The organism is Lonsdalea britannica, assembly GCF_946477055.1.
Taxonomy (GTDB): Bacteria; Pseudomonadota; Gammaproteobacteria; order Enterobacterales; family Enterobacteriaceae; genus Lonsdalea; species Lonsdalea britannica_A.
In genome coordinates, this window is record NZ_CAMKXG010000199.1 from 1 (window position 1) to 6,604 (window position 6,604).

Annotated in this window: 6 protein-coding genes; all 6 read left to right on the top strand. The window is 52.8% G+C overall.

From position 1 onward, the window contains the following. On the top strand, positions 1–789 hold a 789-nt coding region (serC, locus tag Q7O77_RS12875), incomplete at its 5' end, for a 3-phosphoserine/phosphohydroxythreonine transaminase (RefSeq protein WP_304167945.1). 91 nt (positions 790–880) lie between these two features. Beyond that, positions 881–2,170, top strand: a complete 1,290-nt coding sequence (aroA, locus tag Q7O77_RS12880) for a 3-phosphoshikimate 1-carboxyvinyltransferase (RefSeq protein ID WP_304167948.1) — start codon at positions 881–883, stop codon at positions 2,168–2,170. 184 nt (positions 2,171–2,354) lie between these two features. Continuing rightward, a complete protein-coding gene (cmk, locus tag Q7O77_RS12885; protein ID WP_026740442.1) occupies positions 2,355–3,044 on the top strand; it encodes a (d)CMP kinase in 690 nt (229 codons plus the stop codon). Positions 3,045–3,148: 104 nt separating this feature from the next. Then, positions 3,149–4,822: a 30S ribosomal protein S1 gene (gene rpsA / locus Q7O77_RS12890; RefSeq protein ID WP_099045370.1), complete on the top strand. Its 1,674-nt coding sequence runs from the start codon at positions 3,149–3,151 to the stop codon at positions 4,820–4,822. A gap of 90 nt (positions 4,823–4,912) precedes the next feature. After that, the gene (ihfB, locus tag Q7O77_RS12895) at positions 4,913–5,197 is read left to right on the top strand and encodes an integration host factor subunit beta (RefSeq protein WP_026740440.1); all 285 of its coding nucleotides are present in this window, start codon (positions 4,913–4,915) and stop codon (positions 5,195–5,197) included. A 238-nt stretch (positions 5,198–5,435) separates the two neighbouring features. After that, a partial coding sequence (locus Q7O77_RS12900) for a Tar ligand binding domain-containing protein (RefSeq protein ID WP_304167954.1) occupies positions 5,436–6,604 on the top strand: 1,169 nt, incomplete at its 3' end.

Sequence of the window (6,604 nt, forward strand, 5' to 3'; positions counted from 1 at the left end):
GGCTATTGGGCCCACAGCGCGATTAATGAAGCACAAAAATATGGCACACCCAATGTTATCGACGTGAAAACGCGCGTGGATGGCCTGCGTGCAGTGAAGCCTATGAGCGAGTGGGCGCTGTCCAAAGACGCCGCGTTCGTCCATTACTGCCCGAATGAAACCATTGACGGCATGGCTATCGAAGAGCAGCCTGATTTCGGCGACAAAGTGGTCGTGGCCGACTACTCCTCAAGCATTCTGTCCAGCGCTATCGATGTCACCCGCTATGGCGTGATCTACGCAGGCGCACAGAAAAATATTGGGCCAGCTGGCCTGACGCTGGTGATTGTGCGTGATGATCTGCTGGGTAAATCCCGTCGGGAATTGCCGTCTATGCTGGATTACAAAATTCTGGCTGACAATGGTTCCATGTACAACACGCCGCCGACCTTTGCGTGGTACCTCTCTGGTCTGGTGTTCAAATGGCTGAAAGCGCAGGGCGGTTTGGTTGAAATGGAAAAACGGAATCAGGCTAAAGCCGACCTGCTGTACTCCGCCATCGACCGCGGCGATTTTTATAGCAACGATGTCGCGGTATCCAACCGTTCACGCATGAATGTGCCTTTCCTGCTGGCGGACCCTGCGTTGGACAGCGTATTTCTGCAAGAAGCGCAGCAGGCTGGCCTGCATGCGCTGAAAGGCCACCGGGCCGTTGGCGGGATGCGCGCATCCATTTATAATGCGATGCCCCTGGAAGGCGTGAAAGCCCTGACCGAATTTATGGCTGACTTCGAACGTCGCCACGGCTGATTGCGGTATTATGCGGCCGTGGTCGCGCTCTTTAAAAACCCCGGTCTGATACCGGGGTTTTTATATCAATATTTTGGAGACAACAATTCACATGCAGGAATCCCTGACCTTACAACCCGTAAAACGTGTTAACGGCACGATCAATCTTCCTGGCTCGAAAAGCGTTTCTAACCGAGCGCTGCTGCTGGCGGCGCTGGCAGAAGGCACGACGCGTTTAACCAATTTGCTGGATAGCGATGACGTGCGCCACATGCTGAACGCGCTCAAAGCGCTGGGTGTGAGCTATCAACTGTCTGCAGACCGTACCCAGTGCGACATTGTGGGCCTAGGCCGTCCGTTTCGCGTCAGCGAGCCGCTTGAATTGTTCCTTGGCAATGCCGGAACGGCAATGCGTCCTCTGGCTGCCGCGCTGTGCTTGACGGAAGGGGATATCGTCCTGACGGGTGAACCGCGCATGAAAGAACGTCCCATTGGTCATCTGGTGGACTCGCTGCGTCAGGGCGGGGCGCGTATCGACTACCTGGAGCAGGAGAACTATCCGCCGCTGCGTTTGCACGGTGGTTTCCAGGGCGGCGATATTACGGTGGACGGCAGCGTATCGAGCCAGTTCCTGACGGCGTTACTGATGATGTCCCCGCTGGCGCCTCAAGATACGCGCATCAGCATCAAGGGTGATTTGGTTTCCAAACCGTACATCGACATCACGTTGCATATGATGGAAGCGTTCGGCATCACCGTTGAAAACAAGGATTATCAAACGTTCCAGATCGCGGGACAGCAGCGCTATCGTTCGCCGGGCGATTATTTGGTGGAAGGGGATGCGTCCTCCGCGTCTTATTTCCTGGCCGCCGGTGCTATTCGGGGTGGCGTCGTGCGGGTGACCGGCGTGGGGCGTAACAGCGTTCAGGGCGATGTCCGTTTTGCGGACGTGCTGGAAAAAATGGGCGCGATTATTCGTTGGGGCGATGACTATATCGAATGCGAACGCAACGCGTTGCACGCCATTGACATGGACATGAATCATATTCCCGATGCGGCGATGACTATCGCCACTGCGGCGATGTTCGCAGAGGGGGGCACCACTACGCTGCGTAATATCTACAACTGGCGCGTCAAAGAAACCGATCGTTTAGCGGCGATGGCGACCGAGCTGCGTAAAGCTGGCGCGGAAGTGGAGGAAGGGCATGACTACATCCGTATCACGCCGCCGACGCAGCTGACGTCAGCTGAAATCGGTACTTACAACGATCACCGTATGGCGATGTGTTTCTCGTTGTTGGCACTCTCTGATACGCCCGTGACGATCCTCGACCCCAAATGCACGGCGAAAACCTTCCCCGACTATTTTGAGCAATTGGCACGATTGAGTCAGTTTGCTTAATTCTTGTTATTTCAGGGAGGATTCACCCTCCCTGAATAGTTTTATCCGCTATTCGTATAAGAATTCGCCGGATATTCACTAGGTATAAGTCTTTTATTTAATGTTTATCGCTATGTCGGCGTATAATGGCTGACTTTATTGTCTACAATGGCACGAAGATTTTCCCTGTGTGAAGGAGAAGAACATGGCGGTGACTGCACCGGTAATTACGGTTGACGGGCCGAGTGGCGCGGGTAAAGGCACGCTATGCAAGGCATTAGCGGAAGCGTTGCACTGGAACCTGTTGGATTCCGGCGCTATCTATCGCGTACTGGCGCTGGCGGCGCTGCACCACCAGGTGGATATCCACTCTGAAGAAGCGCTGGTGCCGCTGGCGACGCACCTTGATGTCCGTTTCGTTCCCGAAGACGGCCAGTTAAAAGTGGTGCTGGAAGGCGAAGACGTCAGTCTGGAAATTCGCACCGAAGAAGTGGGTAACACTGCGTCGCAGACGGCGGCATTCCCCCGCGTACGCGAAGCGCTATTGCGGCGTCAGCGCGCTTTTCGCGAAGCGCCTGGGCTCATTGCCGATGGTCGGGATATGGGAACCGTTGTCTTTCCCGATGCGGCCGTAAAGATTTTCCTCGACGCCAGCGCGGAAGAGCGTGCGCAACGCCGCATGCTGCAGTTGCAGGCGAAGGGCTTTAGTGTTAACTTTGAACGCCTTTTATCCGAGATTAAAGAACGCGACGATCGCGATCGTAATCGAGCCGTAGCACCGTTGGTGCCGGCGCCGGAAGCTCTGGTGCTGGACTCGACCGAGATGTCGCTAGATGAAGTGGTTGAAAGGGCGCTGGCCTATGTAAGTCAGAAGCTGGGTCCGGCCAACCAATAAATAATCCCACCTCGCTGTAAGGATGCGTAGCGAGGTATGTGAAACAGCCCCATCGAGCAGGATGCCAGATGGACGTTAAATTAAGAAACCCTAAGATTATCAACATGACTGAATCTTTTGCTCAACTCTTTGAAGAATCCCTGAAAGAAATCGAAACCCGTCCGGGTTCCATCGTTCGCGGTGTTGTTGTTGCTATCGACAAAGATGTCGTACTGGTTGACGCCGGTCTGAAATCTGAGTCCGCCATTCCGGCTGAGCAGTTCAAGAACGCGCAGGGCGAAATTGAAATTCAGGTTGGCGATGAAGTTGACGTTGCACTGGACGCTGTCGAAGACGGCTTCGGCGAAACTCTGCTGTCCCGTGAGAAAGCTAAGCGTCACGAAGCATGGCTGATGCTGGAAAAAGCTTACGAAGAAGCTGCGACTGTTACCGGTGTTATCAACGGTAAAGTTAAAGGCGGTTTCACCGTTGAGCTGAACGGTATTCGTGCGTTCCTGCCGGGCTCCCTGGTAGACGTTCGTCCGGTACGCGACACGCTGCACCTGGAAGGCAAAGAGCTTGAGTTCAAAGTGATCAAGCTGGACCAGAAACGTAACAACGTTGTGGTTTCCCGCCGTGCAGTTATCGAATCCGAAAACAGCGCAGAGCGCGATCAGCTGCTGGAAAACCTGCAGGAAGGCATGGAAGTTAAAGGTATCGTTAAGAACCTCACTGACTACGGTGCATTCGTTGATCTGGGCGGCGTTGACGGCCTGCTGCACATCACTGACATGGCTTGGAAACGCGTTAAGCATCCGAGCGAAATCGTCAACGTGGGCGATGAAATCAATGTTAAGGTGCTGAAATTCGACCGCGAACGTACCCGTGTATCTCTGGGTCTGAAACAGCTGGGCGAAGATCCTTGGGTTGCTATCGCTAAACGTTACCCGGAAAGCACTCGTCTGACCGGTCGCGTAACCAACCTGACTGACTACGGCTGCTTCGTAGAAATCGAAGAAGGCGTTGAAGGTCTGGTTCACGTTTCCGAAATGGATTGGACCAACAAAAACATCCATCCGTCCAAAGTGGTTAACGTGGGCGACGTGGTTGAAGTTATGGTTCTGGACATCGACGAAGAACGTCGTCGTATCTCCCTGGGCCTGAAACAGTGCAAATCCAACCCGTGGCAGCAGTTCGCTGAAACCCACAACAAGGGTGACCGCGTAGAAGGTAAGATCAAGTCTATCACTGACTTCGGTATCTTCATCGGCCTGGATGGCGGCATTGACGGTCTGGTTCACCTGTCCGACATCTCCTGGAACGTAGCTGGCGAAGAAGCTGTTCGCGAGTACAAGAAAGGCGACGAAATCGCTGCAGTTGTCCTGCAGGTTGATGCGGAGCGTGAGCGCATCTCCCTGGGCGTTAAACAGCTGGCTGAAGATCCGTTCAACAACTACCTGTCTATGAACAAGAAAGGTGCGATTGTTACGGGTAAAGTTACTGCCGTTGACGCTAAAGGTGCTACAGTTGAATTAGCTGATGGCGTTGAAGGTTACCTGCGTGCTTCTGAAGCCGCGCGTGACCGCGTTGAAGACGCAACTCTGGTTCTGAGCGTTGGCGATTCCGTCGAAGCGAAGTACACCGGTGTTGACCGTAAGAACCGCGTAGTTAGCCTGTCTGTTCGTGCTAAAGACGAAGCTGACGAGAAAGATGCAATCGCGACTGTTAACAACAAACAGGACGAAAGCAACTTCTCCAATGCAATGGCTGAAGCTTTCAAAGCAGCTAAAGGCGAATAATCACGGTGGACCGGGCGGCAGTAGATGCCGTCCGGTCTCAAACGGTAGTAAGTTATTATGGTATTAACTGACCATATACTTGGAGGAACTATGACCAAGTCTGAGCTTATTGAAAGACTTGCTGGACAGCAATCTCATATCCCGGCCAAGTTGGTCGAGGATGCAGTGAAAGAGATGCTCGAGCAGATGGCGAGTACGCTGGCAGAAGGCGATCGTATTGAGATCCGTGGGTTCGGCAGTTTCTCACTTCACTACCGTGCACCGCGTGTCGGACGTAACCCGAAGACGGGTGAGAAAGTGGAACTTGAAGGTAAATACGTTCCGCATTTCAAACCTGGCAAGGAACTGCGCGATCGTGCAAATATCTACGGCTGATCGACAGCAATAGATAAATGCCATCTTGTGCGGTATTACGTGCATAGACTGCCAAGTAAGAAATTCTAAAAGGCGCCTGTTAAAGGGCGCCTTTTTTCTATTTGTGTTTCAGCCAACTTGTTATCCCTGTTTACATTGACAGAATTGTAGATGAAATGAGCAGCAGCCATAAAAGGAGCGAAAAAAAAGCCGATAACCTCTATTGCAAATAAATGCAAAGTCCTCCGAAGAGGTGGTTATGTTTAAAAATTTATCTATTCGTACCGGCTTGTTGGCATTACTTGGCGTAATGGCTTTTTTGCTTGTTTTGATCAGTGGAATGGGCGTAATCGCGATCAATAAAAGCTATCAGTCATTACAGATTATTAATCGTATCCAGGGTGTGGAGTTGGGCAACCTAGCCAGCAGCAACACGAATATGCAGCGTGTTCGAGTGGCGGCGTCGTTCGCGATCCGTGGGTTGGAAACTCAACAGTGGGAAGACGCGGCGGCGGCGGCTGGGCGTTCGGCGCATTATGCCGATGCGGCAAAAGAAGACCTGCAGCGTTTTTTTGATGCGACCAAAGGCACTGAGAAAAGTGAAGTTTTGGCGCACGACATTGAACAGGCCTATAAAAATTATTACGAGCAGGGCATAGCGCCAATGTTGGATGCCCTGAAAAACCGGGACATCGCACGTTATTACAGTTATCAGGTCACACAGTTAAGACAATTGGGCACGGTGTTCGATAAGGCCAACAAAGCCTATTTTGATTACGCGCAGCAGGCCGGAGCCGATCAAGTGACGAAAGCGGCTTCGGATCGCTTCCAAATGCTGTGGCTGATCGCCATCTGCTGCCTCCTCGTTGTCGTGTTGATTTTCCTCTCTTGGGTGTTATTGCGCGGAATGTTGTTGAAACCGCTTAACACCGCCATCCATCATCTTGAATTCGTGGCTGCGGGTGATTTAACGCGAGCTTTACCGAGTCTGTCACGTAATGAGCTAGGACGCCTGAATGGGGCATTGCATGCCATGCAGCAATCGTTGGCACATTCTGTGGTGCGGGTACGTGAAGCCAGCGAGCAGATTGATGTTGGTAGCCGGGAACTGGCGCAAGGTAATGACGATCTGTCTCGTCGTACAGAAGAATCCGCCGCATCCTTGCAGGAGACTGCTGCCAGCATGGAGCAACTGACCTCGACGGTAAGAAACAATGCCGAGAATGCGCGTCAGGGTCATACGTTGGCTGCCGATGTTGCAAGCACCGCACAGCAGGGTAACAAAGTGGTGCAGGAAGTGATGGCAAAAATGCAGGAGATATCCACCAGCGCAGATAGCATTGGCAATATTCTTGGCGTGATCGACGGTATTGCCTTCCAGACCAACATTCTGGCGCTGAACGCGGCGGTGGAAGCGGCGCGTGCTGG